Source organism: Corallococcus macrosporus DSM 14697 (assembly GCF_002305895.1).
Lineage (GTDB): Bacteria > Myxococcota > Myxococcia > Myxococcales > Myxococcaceae > Myxococcus > Myxococcus macrosporus.
The window spans coordinates 5,033,608-5,048,224 of the sequence record NZ_CP022203.1; the positions used below are offsets into that span (position 1 = coordinate 5,033,608).

General features: G+C 70.2%; 12 protein-coding genes. 9 read left to right on the plus strand and 3 right to left on the minus strand.

What is annotated here, in order from left to right; all coding sequences use genetic code 11:
- Positions 1–93 precede the first annotated feature (93 nt).
- Genes MYMAC_RS20325 through MYMAC_RS37935 form a run of 4 tightly spaced genes read left to right on the plus strand, consistent with a single transcriptional unit; the run spans position 94 to position 2,539 of the window.
- On the plus strand, positions 94–585 hold the full coding sequence (locus MYMAC_RS20325; protein WP_013940723.1) for a hypothetical protein: 492 nt from the start codon (positions 94–96) through the stop codon (positions 583–585).
- On the plus strand, positions 582–1,220 hold the full coding sequence (locus MYMAC_RS20330; RefSeq protein WP_013940724.1) for a hypothetical protein: 639 nt from the start codon (positions 582–584) through the stop codon (positions 1,218–1,220). The genes MYMAC_RS20325 and MYMAC_RS20330 overlap by 4 nt, the downstream gene beginning before the upstream one ends.
- Positions 1,221–2,117, plus strand: coding sequence for an SLC13 family permease (locus tag MYMAC_RS20335; RefSeq protein ID WP_239988915.1), 897 nt, complete (start codon positions 1,221–1,223; stop codon positions 2,115–2,117).
- A complete protein-coding gene (locus tag MYMAC_RS37935) occupies positions 2,063–2,539 on the plus strand; it encodes an SLC13 family permease (RefSeq protein ID WP_239988916.1) in 477 nt (158 codons plus the stop codon). The genes MYMAC_RS20335 and MYMAC_RS37935 overlap by 55 nt, the downstream gene beginning before the upstream one ends.
- A gap of 509 nt (positions 2,540–3,048) precedes the next feature.
- Here the strand turns inward: MYMAC_RS37935 and MYMAC_RS20340 are convergent.
- A complete protein-coding gene (locus tag MYMAC_RS20340) occupies positions 3,049–4,098 on the minus strand; it encodes an NADP-dependent oxidoreductase (protein ID WP_095959280.1) in 1,050 nt (349 codons plus the stop codon).
- Positions 4,095–4,682 (minus strand): DUF2239 family protein, encoded by a 588-nt coding sequence (locus tag MYMAC_RS20345; protein ID WP_095959281.1) that lies wholly within the window; start codon positions 4,680–4,682, stop codon positions 4,095–4,097. The genes MYMAC_RS20340 and MYMAC_RS20345 overlap by 4 nt, the downstream gene beginning before the upstream one ends.
- Positions 4,683–5,207: 525 nt before the next feature.
- Here MYMAC_RS20345 and MYMAC_RS20350 point away from each other — a divergent pair.
- The 5 genes from MYMAC_RS20350 (at position 5,208) to MYMAC_RS20370 (ending at position 13,725) form a co-directional block, all read left to right on the plus strand.
- Positions 5,208–6,293: a hypothetical protein gene (locus MYMAC_RS20350; RefSeq protein WP_157757524.1), complete on the plus strand. Its 1,086-nt coding sequence runs from the start codon at positions 5,208–5,210 to the stop codon at positions 6,291–6,293.
- Between the two features lie 97 nt (positions 6,294–6,390).
- Complete coding sequence (locus MYMAC_RS20355) at positions 6,391–7,326, plus strand: LysR family transcriptional regulator (RefSeq protein ID WP_013940729.1); 936 nt, start codon at positions 6,391–6,393, stop codon at positions 7,324–7,326.
- Between the two features lie 60 nt (positions 7,327–7,386).
- On the plus strand, positions 7,387–8,325 hold the full coding sequence (locus tag MYMAC_RS20360) for a pirin family protein (RefSeq protein ID WP_095959283.1): 939 nt from the start codon (positions 7,387–7,389) through the stop codon (positions 8,323–8,325).
- A gap of 253 nt (positions 8,326–8,578) precedes the next feature.
- Positions 8,579–11,578, plus strand: a complete 3,000-nt coding sequence (locus MYMAC_RS20365) for an ELWxxDGT repeat protein (RefSeq protein WP_095959284.1) — start codon at positions 8,579–8,581, stop codon at positions 11,576–11,578.
- Between the two features lie 320 nt (positions 11,579–11,898).
- Positions 11,899–13,725 carry a monovalent cation:proton antiporter-2 (CPA2) family protein gene (locus MYMAC_RS20370; protein ID WP_095959285.1) on the plus strand — a complete coding sequence of 609 codons (1,827 nt, stop codon included), beginning with the start codon at positions 11,899–11,901 and terminating at the stop codon, positions 13,723–13,725.
- Positions 13,726–13,895: 170 nt separating this feature from the next.
- Here MYMAC_RS20370 and MYMAC_RS20375 read toward each other — a convergent pair whose 3' ends face one another.
- Positions 13,896–14,300 carry a hypothetical protein gene (locus MYMAC_RS20375; protein WP_239989637.1) on the minus strand — a complete coding sequence of 135 codons (405 nt, stop codon included), beginning with the start codon at positions 14,298–14,300 and terminating at the stop codon, positions 13,896–13,898.
- Positions 14,301–14,617: the final 317 nt, after the last annotated feature.

Consider the following 14,617-nt stretch of genomic DNA (forward strand, 5'->3'; position numbering starts at 1 on the left):
CAGGGCTTCGCCAGGTATCGGGAGTGGCGAGGTTCGTCGGAGTCCCAACGAAAGCGTGCAGCGACATGCCGGGCGCGGGTAAGGTGAGGCGTCATGCCGCCGCGCCCTCCGCACGATAGACACCTCCCCTCATCGGCCATCTCGAGGTTCGTCGACACCGCGCGCATCGAAGCACTGCTGGCCCCATACCTGCCGGCCCCGCAAGAGCGCGCCTTCGTCGTCCGGTGCGTGCTCGGCGAGGGGCCGGCGCACCACCGCGGCGCCAACTACGTGCTGCTCTCGCTGCTCGGGCTGGTGCTCGAGCGGGTGGCACGCGGTGACCGCGAGGCCCTGGACCTCGGCGCGTCCCAGGAGGTCCCCATGCGGCTGCCGCCACACCTCGCGCGGCGCGACGACGCGCCCAGCTATCCGCTGCCGCTCCCCACCGCGCCCCTGGAGTTCCTGGCGCGCAAGGGCACCCGGGACTTCGACGCCATGGTGGACTGCCTCACCGACGGGCCTCCGCAGCACGCGCTGGCGAACGTGGCCATGGTGACGCTGCTGACGGAGCTGCTGGCGCGGCTTCCAGAGAGCCCGGAAGAGTGAGCGTCGAGCTGCCCCAGGGCCTGGCGCAGGCGTTCTCGGTCGCCGCGGGCGAGCTGGGGATGTGTTGCGCTGCGTGGCTCTACGTGAAGGACGTGGCGCGGTTCGCGGGCGACGCGGGCGTGAGCAGCCTGCGCGACGCGCTGGGCCGCTCGTTCCCGGTGCTGGACACGGTCGCCGAGAAGTGGCTCGCCGGCTCACGCGAGCCCCACACGGACCCCGGAGCCGTGCTCGGCGCGCTCGACGGTACCCGGCAGCTCGTGGTGGTCGGCCTGGAGACGGAGTTCCTCGACGCGTTGATTCCGAAGCTGGAAGGCATCCGCCTCGCGCTGTTGCGGAGCTCGCCGTTCGAGGTGGACTGGGAGCGCGTGCTGTCCAACTACGCGGGGCGGGTGGAGCTCGTGGAGCTCGAGCGCTTCCAGGCGTGGGCGGGGCCCCGAAGCACGCTGCTCACCTTCGCCTACGGCGTCCATGGCGCCGGGACGCACGTGATGCCGGCGTGGCTCCGCGTCACCGGCGACGACGTGCGCACCCAGTTCCGCTCGCTGATTGCCTGGGACGTGCTCCGAGCCCCGATGTTCGTGTATCCGCGCTGGCTGGTGGAGGTCGATTCCGCCACGTTCACGGAGCTGGTCTGAATGACCCAGGCCATCCTCGCCGGCATCCTCATCACCGCGCTGCTGGTTCAGGCGGTGCTCCCCACGCGCCGGCTGGTGGTCGTGAGCATGGGCGCCGGCCTGGCGGCCCTGGCGTCTTCGCTGCTGGGCACCGGCACCGCGCCCGAGTTGCTGGCGCAGGTGCCGTGGGACGTCATCGTGATTCTCGTCACGCTGGGGCTGCTCTCGCAGCTGTTCGTCGAGTCGCGGCTCTTCGGCGTGCTGGCGCTGCACGCCACCCGGTTGAGCCACGCTGGCCCCCGGCGAATCCTGCTGCTCTTCGCGGTGGGCATGTACGTGGTCAGCGGGCTGGTGAACAACCTCACCGCGCTGTTGCTCGTGCTGCCGGTGCTGCTCATCCTCTTCAAGCTGATGGGCGTGCGACAGCGGTATGTGACGTGGACGCTGGCATTGGTCCTGGTGTCCTGCAACCTCGGCGGCGCCGCCACCCCCATTGGAGATTTTCCGGCCATCCTGCTGCTAGGCACCGGGGTGATGAGCTTCCCCGACTACCTGGTGCGCGCGCTGCCGGTGACGCTGGTCGCGCTGGCCGGTGTGCTGGGGGCAGCGTTCCTGCTGGTCCGCCCCGGTAGCCGGCTGGGACAGACGCCCATCTCGGCCACGCTGACGCTCTCCACCATGGGCGCGCTGTACCGCAACGTGCGGGTGGAGCGCCGCAGGCTGCTGCCACCGTTGCTGCTGCTCGGGTGCATGCTCGCGGCCTGGGTCGCCATTCCCAGAGAGACGGGGGTGACGCCCGACCTGGTGGCCTGGCTCGGGGCGGGGGGGCGCTCGCGCTCGCCGGGGGGCTGGGCGAGCGGATTGTGCGCACGCGCATCGACATGGAGGCAGCGCTGTTCCTGCTGTCCTTGTTCGTGATGGTGGGCGCGGTGGGGCGCAGCGGCCTGTTCGCCGACGCCGCCGTCTGGTTGCAGGCGCTGCCGATTTCGCCGCTGGCGCAACTGTGCGTGTTCTTCGTCGCCGCCGGGCTCCTCACCGGCGTCTTCTCCGCCGGCCCCAGCATGGCCGCGCTGCTTGAGGTGGCCGAGCGCCTGGCACAGCAGCATTCTCCGGAGACGGTCTACATCGGGCTGGCCTTGTCGGTGTGCGCCGGCAGCTCGCTGTTCCTGACCGCGGCCACCTCCGGACCGCTGGCCCAAGCGCTCACCGAACGCGCGGCGCTGAGAGACCCGGAGGGGAACCTCATCCGGTTCGGGTTCGCCGAGTTCCTTCCGGCCGGGCTGCTGAGCTTCGCCGTCATCCAAACCGTGGCGATTGCGTGGGGCCTGTTGTCTGCCTGAGCCGCGAGGCGACAGCCACGTCGCCGCCAGCGCCGCCAAGACAGACAGCATGCGAACGAATGGCCCGGTGGCCCTGCTTCCTACGAACGGCATTCTTCCGACGGACATGAGCTCCTCCTGCTTCGCGGCGGTCTCCCGCTTCGCCACCGGCACGGCACAGTGGGAAGCAGGTGGAACCCGCGATGGCGCCACCACCACGTCGGCGGCAACCGCGGCGGGCATCTCTGGCGGCGAGGCGGAAGGGCGCGCGGAGGTTCATCGTCGGGCGCCTCGCTGAGCGTGTCCGCAAAGCCATGCTCACGGTGCAAATGTCGCGTGCCTCGGCCCGGAGGAGCACGAGGCTCGCGACATGTCGCGCGGTCATGGGTGTGGCTTTGCGGCGCATCGTCATCGAATCGACGGGCCACTACTGGCAGCTCGTCAACAATGAACAACCAGAACTTCAAGGCAGCCCGCCAGCAACGGACGAGCCCCGGAGCGGAGCCGGGCCATGCCGCATCGCGGCACCATCAGGGCGCGGCCCCTGCTGCCTGGCCTTCGCTCGCGGTGACGTGCACGAGCTGCTTGCCCAGATTGCGGCCCTCGAACAGGCCTCGCAGGGCCGAGGGGGCCTGCTCCAGGCCCTCGGCGATGGACTCCGCGCAGTGGAGCTCGCCCTGGGCGTCCCAGGCGGCGAGCTCTCGGAACGCCTCGGGGAAGCGGGAGACGTAGTCGAGGAAGATGAAGCCCTCCATCCGTGCCCGCTGGAAGCCGAGCTGCATGTAGTTGCGCGGCGCGGCGCCGTAGTCGCCGTCCTTGTAGCCCGAGGACACGCTGCCAGAGAGCACCACCCGCGCGCCTCGGGCGAGGTGGTCCAGCGCGGCCTCCAGGATGGGGCCGCCCACGTTGTCGAAGACGACATCAACGCCCCGTGGAGCCAGGGCCCGGAGACGCGTCCGGAGGTCTTCGGACTTGTAGTCGATGCAGGCATGGAAGCGCGCGGCGCGGGTGACCCATTCGGCCTTGTGGGGACCGCCCGCGATGCCAATGACACGGCAGCCCCGGAGCCGGGCCACCTGTCCGGCGATGGAGCCCACGCTGCCGGCGGCGGCGGACACGAGGACCGTCTCTCCCGGCGCGACGCGGCCCACGGCGGTCATGCCGAAGTATGCGGTCAGCCCGCTCGCGCCAAAGAGGTTCAGCATCGCCTTGGGAGCGACGCCGTCCGGCACCTTGTTGAAGCCAAAGAGGCCCGAGTCTCCGGCCAGGACGTAGTCCTGCCAGCCGGTGAGCCCGGCCACCCAGTCCCCGACCTTCAGTCGCTCCGTGTGCGAGGCGACGACCTGCCCCACGCCGGCGCCACGCATCACCTCGCCGAGCGCGACGGGTTGGATGTACGTCGCCTTCTCGTTGAGCCAGGTACGCTGGGTGGGCTCGATGGCGAGCCAGGAGACACGGACGAGGGCCTCGCCAGGGCCAGGGGTGGGGATCGGGCCCTCGCGCCACTCGAAGCAGTCGTCCGACACCGCAGCGGAGGGACGGCGCTTCAACACCCACTGCCGATTGACACCCGTGCTCATCGCGTCTCCTTTCCAAACGCAGGCGCCGCCAGCCTGCGGGCGTGGTCCCGGAGATCGTCCGGCCATGACCGGGTCCACTTGTTGAACCGGGTGCGGTCTCCGGCATACAGGGCGCGGGCGGCTTCCTCGTAGCCCGGCAGGTTGCCGGCCATCGTGGTCATGAACCGGTCCGCCGCGGCCTGGGCCTGGCGGCGGCGGTCGGTGTCGCCGCTGCTCGCGCGCGCGGCCTCCACCAGCTTGCGCAACGCCACGGAGGCTCCACCCGGCTGGGTGGCCAGCCACTCCCAATGCCGGGGAAGCAGCGTCACCTCGCGCGCCACCACGCCCAGCTTCGGCCTGCCGGGGCCCCGATGCCCTGTGCCCCCCTCCCCCGCCACCGGCGCGGGCTGAAGGCGGGCCAGGAGCTCCTCCGTCGAGCCTCGCAGGTGGAAGTCCACCGTCCGGCCCGTGGCGTCGTCAAAGAGCAACAGCGGCGCGGACTCCCCGGCGTCGAGCGCGCGGCGGGCCGCGAGGACGACGTCCGCGGGAGGACCCGAGGCGAGCAGCCGCTGTCCGGCGAAGGCAGTCCAGGTGGTCGAAGTCATGGGCGTCTCCGGCGTCGCGGTAGCGAGAGGTGCCGAATATTACCCGGATGAAATCCACGATCAAGCACATCCGGGAGGCCCGTGTGAAAGCGCATCATCGCCAGGCCCGTGCGCAGCCAGGCCAGCACGTGCCACTCGCGGGGCCCCAACGCGCCGGGGGCGTCCGTCTCATCAGAAGCGCACCGGAACCCGCGTCATCACCCAGGCATCCTCAGCGCTGGCGTCGAGGCCCCATTCAAGACGCGCGCGCCTCGCGGCAGGGGCCACTCGCCCGCGAGGCGCCATGCAACGGAGGCACCCGCGGCGATGGAGAGCCAGCCTTTGGCCGAGGGAGCCCGGACGCACCCGTCACTTCCACCTGGACCGCATCCGCCCACGCGGAGGTGCTGCGGACCACGGCGCCATGAGGGAGGGCCGGCCTTCTCCCGGGGTCAGCCCGGGCATGGACAGACAGGCTCAACCCAGCCCCTATTGACAAACCCAACCGCGCCACCGAAGGTCCGGCGCTTTCAGGGGGAGCCTGACGTGAAGCGCCTTTCATTGGCCATTTCGACTGCACTCATTGTCATGGGCGTTTGGGGTTGCGGGGGATCCGAAGGTACGGATGGCCTGGAGCCACTCACCCTCGCGCCGCTGCCTGGTCAGGTGTACGTCGCGCAGATCGAGGTGGATGACAGCTCGGTCTACGTGCTGAACTTCCTCGAAGGCGCACAGCACACCGAGCCGCCTCGGGCGACGCTATATCGCACGCGCATCGGCGAGCCGCAGGAGACCGCGACGATCCTGGCGGAGGGTACCTTCAGCCGCTTCGTGCTCGGTCCCACGCACGTCTATTTCATCGAGCACGTGCGTGTCGATGCGCCCCCGAACGGTGGAAGCCGTGAACTGGGTCGTCTCTTTCGCATCCCCAGGTCCGGTGGCGGCAAGGAGCTGCTCGCCGAGGGGTTGGAGCTGGGATACTCCGCAGCGCCCATCCTCGCGGGCCCCCACCTGTACTGGATGGGCTCTGCGTATCAACCCACGAACTCAGTCTGGCGCACGAGCGCCGATGCGCCAGGGCCCATCGAGCGGGTCGCCGAAGTCCCAGTGCATTCGGCGTACAACCTCATGCGGAGTGAGACGCACTTCTACTGGCGAGAGAAGCGGACGGTGAGCTTCACGCCCCGCGTGGTCAGCAACGCGCTGGTGAGACTGGACCTCCAGTCGGAAGGCCCCCAAGAGGATGTCCTCACCTGGCCCGACGACGAGGGGCTGGTAACCCCCTATGCGCCCATTTCGATGGCGCTGACGCCCACTGGCCCCTTCGCCGTGTTCGGCGAGGATGACGCCCCCTCACATCGGCTGGTGCATCTCCCGCTCGCGCCGCACGCAGCAGCCCAGCCCACCGGCATCCAGGAGTTGCCCCCCGGAGTCGCGAGCCTCCGGTTTCACGCGGGGAGCCTCTACTACGTCTCGACGCACGCCCAGGGAATCCACCGGAGGAATTTGGAAGAGGGCCGCGTCTCCGTCCTCCTGCCAGACCTCCGTGGCCTCAACCAACTGGCGGTGAGCGACCAGGGCCTCTTCTTCGTCAACGCCGGCAGGATTCAGCACCTCCCACACGCGGATTGAGCAAGGGGCCCTCGCCCATCGTCTCGTGGCTGGCCTCGAAGAAGGAGCGCGAGGACGCGCGCGTGCATCGTCGCCGCCGATGTGATGCAGTCGCGCGGTGCTCGAAAGCGTCACCATCGACCAGCTCCGCACGCTCCGCGCGGTGGCCGAGGAGGGCAGCTTCTCCGCGGCGGCCCGGAAGCTCGGCCAGGGGCAGCCCGCCGTCAGTCAGGCCATGCAGCGGCTGGAGAAGCAGCTCGGCTTGCGGCTCTTCGACCGGAGCGGGCGCGTCCCGCGTCTGACGGCGAAGGGAGAAGCCGTCGTCGCGGCGGCGCAGCGGCTCCACGAGGACATCGCCTCGTTCCAGGCGGTGGTGGGCCGGCTCAAGAGCGGCGAGGAGACGAAGCTGTCGCTGGTGGTGGACGCCATGTTCCCCACCGACGCCCTGCTGGACTTCGTGCGGGAGCTGGCGCGCACGCACCCAGGGGTGGAGCTGGCGCTGGAGGTGGAGCTGCTGTCCGCGGTGACGGCGCGCGTGCGCGAGCGGCGCGCGACGCTGGGCATCGCCGGCGCGGACCTGGACCTCACCGGCCTGGAGCAGCGCCCCATCGCGCTCCTCAAGATGATCCCCGTCGCCGCGCCCTCGCATCCGCTCGCGGCGGTGAAGGGCGTCCTCACGGAGGCGCACCTCGCCTCCGCCATCCAGCTCGTCTTGAGTGAGCGGCTGCCGGAGGGCAAGGCGGGCACGGCGGACCGGGGCGTCATCGGCTCGCGCCTCTGGCGTGTCGCGGACCTGATGACCAAGCACTCCCTCCTCGTCGGCGGCGTCGGCTGGGGCCATGAGCCCGAGCACCTCGTCCGCGACGACCTCGCCGCCGGGCGACTGGTGGCGCTGCGACTGGCGGCCTGGGAGGGAGGCCCCCCACCCCAGCGCCCGCTCGCCCTGGTGCGCCGCAAGGGCACGCCGCTGGGCCCGGTGGCGACGTGGGCCTCCAACCGGCTCACCTCGCTGTGCCAGCTCGCGCTCGGGGGCGCGGACCATCACACGACGTGATGATAAGCATCACGACCTGGAGCGATTTACAGACGGGGCTCGGCGCTTAGGTTTGGAGCCATGAGCACGACGACCCAAGTCAGCGTTCCCACTTCTCCTCGAGCCACTTCCCACCCCCGCACCCTGGAGAGTGTCCATGGTGGCGGCGAGCTGCACTGGGTGGGTGACGGCTTCCGCGTCCACACCCTCGTGCCGAGCGGCGGCCTGCGCCAGAAGCGGACCAGTCCGTTCCTGCTGCTCGACTACCATCCGCCCCGTGCCTACCCCGCGCTGGCGAAGGGCCAGCGGGGCGTCGGCTGGCATCCGCACCGTGGCTTCGAGACGGTGACGCTCGCCTTCGACGGGTACGTCGCGCACCGCGACAACGCGGGCCACTCCGGCGTCATCGGTCCCGGCGACGTGCAGTGGATGACGGCGGCGTCCGGCATCCTCCACGAGGAGTACCACGAGCACGACTTCTCCCGGCGCGGCGGCACCTTCCACATGCTCCAGCTCTGGGTGAACCTGCCTCGCGAGCACAAGATGTCCGCTCCGGGTTACCAGCCCATCACGAAGGAGCAGATTCCGGTGGTCCCCCTTCAAGGAGGTGGGGAGGCCACGGAGCACAGCCGGGTGCGCGTCATCGCCGGGAGCTACGGTGACGCGAAGGGCCCCGCCAGGACCTTCACGCCCATCTCCCTGCTCGACGTGAAGGTGCGCGCGGGCGAGGACTTCCACCTGCCGCTGCCCTCGGACCACAACGCCCTGGTGCTCGTCGCCAACGGCCGCGTGACGGTGGGCACGGAGCGCATCCGGAGCGGTGAGCTCGGGGTGTTCGCCAACGACGGGGAAATTCTCTCCCTCCGGGCCGACGAGGACACGCACTTCCTCGTCCTCGCGGGCGAGCCCATCCACGAGCCCATCGCCCACACCGGGCCGTTCGTGATGAACAACCACCGGGAAATCATCCAGGCCCTCTACGACTTCGATTCGGGCGCCTTCGGTGGGATTCCCGAGTAACGGGGCGCGCGGCGGCTGACGTCGCGCAAGGGGTGCTGGCGCCTCCGGGACACACCGTCCCGGGGGCGTCAACGGTTCGGCGGGGTGCGGGGTGGAGCCCGTCGAACCACGGCGGACGACGTGGACTCCGATTGAAGGGAGTGTCGGCGGGGAGCGCTCGCACTGCCCGCGGGGGGGCTTGTCGTCCTCCACGTCCCTCCAAGATTCCAGCGCTCCAGGGCTGCAAGCCTTCGCAAGCCCCGAGGAGGGCAAGATGTCTCGATGTTCGAAGTGGCGACTGCTGGCGATTCTCGCTGTCTGTCTTTGGGCCGGACGTGGCAACGCCGCGGACGCGCGGCGGTCCATCGAGCGCCGGCACCCGCTGCCCGTCTGCCCGACGCCGCGGTGCGCCCCGGCCCTGCCCGTCAAGGACATCAGCTTCGGACGGAGCTCGAGCTTGCCCGGCGCCTTCGTGAACCTGGGTGGCACGCTGTTGTTCACCGCCACGGACCCGCTTCACGGCCGCGAGTTGTGGCGGAGCGACGGCACGGCCTCCGGCACGGTGCGAGTGAAGGACATCAACCCCGGTCCAGAGGACGCGTTCCGCGACTTCGATGACGAGCTGTTCATTTCCTTCCGGCCGCTGGTGGTGATGGGCGGTGCCATCTACTTCATGGCCAACGACGGCGTGCACGGCGACGAGCTGTGGCGGAGCGACGGCACGGAGGGGGGCACGGTCCTCGTCAAGGACATCCAGCCCGGCGAGGGGGGCGGGTTCCCCAGAAACCTGAGCGTCGTGGGTGACACGTTGTTCTTCTCCGCGATGGACGACCTCCACGGCTTCGAGCTGTGGAAGAGCGATGGCACGGAGGAAGGCACCGTCCTGGTGGCGGACATCAACCCGGGGCCAGAGGGCTCGACGCCCTCTTCCTTCGCCCACCTGGGGGACACGCTGTACTTCTCCGCTGATGACGGCACGCATGGCTCCGAGCTGTGGAGGAGCGACGGAACGGCCGAAGGCACGGTGCTCGTCAGGGACATCGCCGAAGGTTCGGAGGGCAGCTCACCGTTCTGGCTGACGGCGCTGGGGGACACGCTGTACTTCGTCGCGGAGGAGGCGCTGCACGGCCGAGAGCTGTGGCAGAGCGACGGGACACCCGAGGGGACGATGCTCGTCGAGGACATCGTTCCCGGCGAGGAGAGCTCGAGCCCCTGGGCCCTCATCGCGACGGGAGGGCGCCTCTTCTTCTTCGCCCGCACGCCGGCGACGGGCGAAGAGCCCTGGGTGAGTGACGGGACGGAGTCGGGGACGTTCCTGCTCAAGGACGTCTTCCCCGGCCCCGAGGATTCGTACCCCGACATCGACCCTTCGCGCTTCCGCACGACCCTGGACGGGAGCCTCATCTTCAACGCGGACGACGGCATTCACGGCGTCGAACCGTGGAAGAGCGATGGGACTCCCGGGGGCACGGTGCTCGTCAAGGACATCAACCCTGGCGCGGACAGCTCGGTTCCGTTCCTGCCGGTGGCCGTGGACGGGACGCTCCTCTTCGCCGCCCGCGACGCGAAGGGCCGTGACGAGCTCTGGCGGAGCGATGGCACGGAGGACGGCACCTACCGCATGCGCACCGTGACGGGAGGCCCCCGCATGTCCGCGCCCCGAGGCTTCACCGCATCCGGCGAGTCCGTCTTCTTCCTGGCCTTCGACGACAACATCGGCGGGGAGCTGTGGTCCTTGCCGCTGGCCTCGCTGGGCGACTGCGGCACCCCAGCGGGGAGCCTGGGCCTTCACGAGGCGGGGGCCCGCGGCCTCGTCCCCTGGGCCGCCATCCTGGGGCTGCCAATGCTCGCGTTGAGCGTGTTGAGCGGGCGGCGCAGGAAGTGGCCGCTCATGGCGGTGATGCTGCTCGTCGTGCCCGGGCTGGCCTGCACGTCCGTGGACGCCGAGGAAGGGTCGCCCGAGGTGACGGACTTCCATTCGAGCTGCAAGGGGCCGGTGCTCGTCAGGGACGTCGCCGCCTGCATCGAGGACTCGGTGCCGGAGAACCTGGTGGACTGGCGGGGCATGCTCTACTTCACCGCGAATGATGGCCGCATCGGCACCGAGCTGTGGCGGAGCGACGGCACGCGGGGCGGCACTCGGCGCGTGGATGACATCGCCCCCGGACTCGCCGGCTCGGACCCTCAGGAGCTGACGCCCGTGGGCGGGCTGCTCTACTTCTCCGCGGACGACGGGGTGCACGGCCGCGAGCTGTGGAAGAGCGACGGCACCGCGGCCGGAACGCGCCTCGTGGAGGACAGTGTCCCGGGCCCCCAAGGCTCGGCGCCGCGTAACCTGACGGTGGCGGACGGGAAGCTCTTCTACGTCGCCGCGAATGCCAGCGACGACTGGGAGCTGTGGAAGAGCGATGGCACGCGGGGCGGGACGACGCGTGTGAAGGCCGGAGTCGCTCCCTGGAACCTCGTGGCGCTGGGACGCCTCGTCATCTTCACCGCGTATGACCCGGAGACGGGCTCCGAGCTGTGGCGGAGCAACGGGACGCGCGCGGGCACGTACCGGCTCGCGGACCTCGTCCCGGGGCCCGGCAGCGCCAATCCCATCTTCCTGACGGCGGTGGGTGACAAGGTCTACTTCGCCGCCTTCACCGCCGAATTCGGTGGCCGCGAGCTGTTCGTCACGGATGGGACCCCCTCGGGGACGCGGCTGGTGAAGGACATCATCCCTGGCGACGATGGCTCGTATCCGGAGGGCTTCGTGGGCCTGGGCGACACCGTGTACTTCACCGCCACGAGCACGGGTTCCACGCCCGAGCTCTGGAAGAGCCGTGGAACAGCGGCGAGCACCGTACGCATCGGGACGGTGTCGCCGGTTCCCTTCTCGCTGGTGGCGGCGGGCGGCCAGGTCTTCTTCCGCGGCAGCGCGGACGGCGTGGACGTCGAGCTGTGGCGGACCCATGGGACGGCCTCGGGGACGCGGAGGGTGAAGGACATCGTCCCGGGCCCCGAGGGCTCGGACCCCCAGGACATGACGGCGGTGGGCGACTGGCCGTTCTTCACCGCGTTCCAGGCGGACACGGGCCGCGAGGCGTGGCGCAGCGACGGGACGGAGGCCGGCACGGTGCGAGTCGCGGAGCTCGTGCCGGGCCCGCTGTCCTCCTACCCGGGCGGCTTCACCCGTTCGGGCTCACGGGTGTACTTCGCAGGGGATGACACCGCGACGGGAGCCGAGCTCTGGGCCCTGCCGCTGGCCTGTCTCCCGCCGTCAGGGAAGTGAGGTCAGGCCGCCTCGTCCCGGCGCAGCCTTCGCCGAGGGCGCCGGGACGAGGACGGCCCGCACCACCACCTGCCTCCACACCCCACGCAGCCGAACACGGCGAAGTCGAACGTCCTCCTGAGCCGCTGCCTCAAGCCCCGCGCGCGCCGCCCGCGCACCTGCTTGACCAGCGCCAGCGCACCACGCGCCCCGTAGCGGCGTCGCCGCGCCAGCCCCTGGCCGTGCGCTGAACGGGGCGGACTCAACGCGAAAGCGCCCCGTCCCGCGCCGCCCGTGTAGGCTTCACGGGCCGGTGCGGTTCACATGCTTTGGGGAGACAGATGGCGGACGTGGGATCGAACGATCTGGTGAAGGTGGTGGCCCTGCTGGGCGCGGCGGTGGTCGCGGTGCCCGTGTTCAGGCGACTGGGGCTCGGTTCAGTGCTGGGATACCTCGCCGCGGGGCTGGTGATCGGGCCGTTCGGGATGGGCTGGTTCTCCGACCCCCAGGCGGTCCTGCACGTCGCCGAGCTGGGCGTGGTGATGTTCCTCTTCGTCATCGGCCTGGAGATGCGCCCCTCGCACCTGTGGAGCCTGCGTCGGCAGATCTTCGGCCTGGGCACGCTGCAGATCGCCGCCTGCACCGCGGCGCTGACCGGCGTCGGCCTGCTGTTCGGCCAGGAGCCGGTGGTCGCATTCATCGGGGCGATGGGCTTCGTGCTGACCTCCACCGCCATCGTCATGCAGTTGCTGAGCGAACGCGGCGACATCGCCCTGCCCCACGGACAGCAGATCGTCTCGGTGCTGCTGTTCGAGGATCTGCTCATCGTGCCGCTGCTGGTGCTGGTGGCGCTGCTCGCGCCGGGCGAGCCCAGCAGCGACGCTTCGCGCTGGACCTCGATAGGCATTGCCACCGGCGTGCTGGTCGCGCTCGTCGCCGCCGGCATCTGGCTGCTCAATCCGCTGTTCCGCCTGCTCGCCGCGGCGCGGGCGCGCGAGGTGATGACGGCCGCCGCGCTGCTCGTCGTGCTGGGGTCCGCGCTGCTGATGCAGCTCGGCGGTCTGTCGATGGCGATGGGCGCGTTCCTCGCCGGCGTGCTGCTGTCGGAGTCGACGTTCCGCCATCAGCTCGAAGCCGACGTCGAACCCTTCCGCGGCCTGCTGCTCGGCCTGTTCTTCCTCGGCGTGGGCATGGCGCTGGACCTGTCGGTGGTGCGCGACCACTGGGCGCTGATCCTCGGCGCGGTGCTGGCGATGATGCTGGTCAAGGCGCTGTGCATCTACGCCGTCGCGCGGCTTACCGGGTCCACCCATCACGAAGCGCTCGATCGCGCCACGCTGATGGCGCAGGGCGGCGAATTCGCCTTCGTGCTGTATTCCACCGCCGCCGCCAGCGGCGTGCTCGCCGCCGCGCAGAACGCCAACCTCACCGCCATCGTCGTGCTGTCCATGGCGCTGACGCCCCTGGTCGTGCTCGCGGTGCGTCCGTGGCTCAAGCGCCAGGATGAGAAGATCGACGACCTGGACGTCGCCGACGGCCTGTCCGGCAGCGTGCTGATGATCGGGTTCGGCCGCTTCGGCCAGGTCGTGAGCCAGTCGCTGCTCGCGCGCGGCGTGGACGTGACCATCATCGACAACGACGTGGAGATGATCCGCAGCGCCGGCACGTTCGGGTTCAAGATCTACTACGGCGACGGCACGCGCCTGGACGTGCTGCGCGCATCGGGCGCGGACAGCGCGCAGGTGATCGCCGTGTGCATCGACAACAAGGAGGCCGCCAACCGCATCGTCGAGCTGGTGAAGTCCGAGTTCGGCCAGGCGAAGCTGCTCGTGCGCTCCTTCGATCGCGAACATTCCCTGCAGTTGATAAACGCCGGGGTCGACGTGCAGGTGCGCGAGACGTTCGAATCGGCGATCAGGTTCGGCCATCACGCGCTGTGCCAACTGGGCGTTCCGAAGGAAGACGCACTGGAGATCGTCGAGGAGGTGCGCCGCCGCGATGCGGAGCGCGTGCAGTTGGAACTGGCCGGGGGACTCGCCGCGGGCACACGCCTGCTGATCGGCAACCTCGTCCCGGGCCCGACGCCGACGCCGTTCACGCCTCCGCGCAAGGCCGCCACGCCGCTCACCCCGGAAACGGCCGAAGCGACCCAGGGCAGGAACGAGTAGGCGCGACGAGCAGGGGCGCGGCGTCGGCCGGTTCGGCGGGCCTCATTCAGCCCGCGGAGGAGTCCGGCAAGGCCCGGGCGTTGAAAGCAGTCACGAGCGGCGGGCCGGGAGGAAGCCGTGCGTTCATCCCCTCCCCCTACCCCGCGGGCATCCCCCACGGAGGGCACGCCTCACACGTCCTGATATGCGTAGCGCACCTGTGGTTCGTGAGTCCGCGCGCGGCCCGAGAGGTACACGTCGTTCCCCTCCATGCGGACCTCCTCGACGCTGTTGATGACGAACCCCGAGGCCTCGGGGGCGCCATCATCGAACCAGCGCAGCAACAGCTCATGGGCGAAGAAATCGAGAACCCGTGGCGCCGCCACGGGGTCGCCGAGCGCGCGCTCCGGCCCTGGCCAATCGAGCGCCTCGAGGGCTTGCCCCAGCGGATCATCCGGATCGGGATACCGATGATAGTCGTCCACCAGGTCGTCCCAGTCGCGTCCGAGCAACGCCACGGCATAGGCGCCGGGCAGGAGGACCTCGTAACGAACCTCGGCGACCTTCGGCGTGCGCCAATACTGTCCGAAGTTCATGGAACGCACGCGCAAGGACTCCGCGCTCACAGGCTGGCCATCGACGCTACAGGTTGACGCCGGGAAGCGGGAGCGCCACTCGTGCACAGGGACTCCGGGGAGCGAGACGACCACGGGTGCCGCTTCATCCTCATCCCACTGCCTTCGCCCACGCAAGGCGAAGGCGAACGACAGCCAGCAGCGGGCCGTCACCGCCCGCCCGACCGAATCGAGCTCGGGGTCCAGCCGCAGCCGCTGCCAGACCCATGAAGCCGGCAGGAACAGGCCAATGCCAGGCGACCCGCCGCGGGTATCCCGAGCTCCCGGGCAACGACGCA

What these genes read in the sequence shown, in the direction of transcription:
- MYMAC_RS20325 (WP_013940723.1), top strand. Translation starts at nt 94, where the DNA reads ATGCCGCCGCGCCCTCCGCACGATAGACACCTCCCCTCATCGGCCATC.
- MYMAC_RS20335 (WP_239988915.1), top strand. Translation starts at nt 1,221, where the DNA reads ATGACCCAGGCCATCCTCGCCGGCATCCTCATCACCGCGCTGCTGGTT.
- MYMAC_RS20340 (WP_095959280.1), bottom strand. Translation starts at nt 4,098, where the DNA reads ATGAGCACGGGTGTCAATCGGCAGTGGGTGTTGAAGCGCCGTCCCTCC.
- MYMAC_RS20345 (WP_095959281.1), bottom strand. Translation starts at nt 4,682, where the DNA reads ATGACTTCGACCACCTGGACTGCCTTCGCCGGACAGCGGCTGCTCGCC.
- MYMAC_RS20360 (WP_095959283.1), top strand. Translation starts at nt 7,387, where the DNA reads ATGAGCACGACGACCCAAGTCAGCGTTCCCACTTCTCCTCGAGCCACT.
- MYMAC_RS20365 (WP_095959284.1), top strand. Translation starts at nt 8,579, where the DNA reads ATGTCTCGATGTTCGAAGTGGCGACTGCTGGCGATTCTCGCTGTCTGT.
- MYMAC_RS20370 (WP_095959285.1), top strand. Translation starts at nt 11,899, where the DNA reads ATGGCGGACGTGGGATCGAACGATCTGGTGAAGGTGGTGGCCCTGCTG.
- MYMAC_RS20375 (WP_239989637.1), bottom strand. Translation starts at nt 14,300, where the DNA reads ATGAACTTCGGACAGTATTGGCGCACGCCGAAGGTCGCCGAGGTTCGT.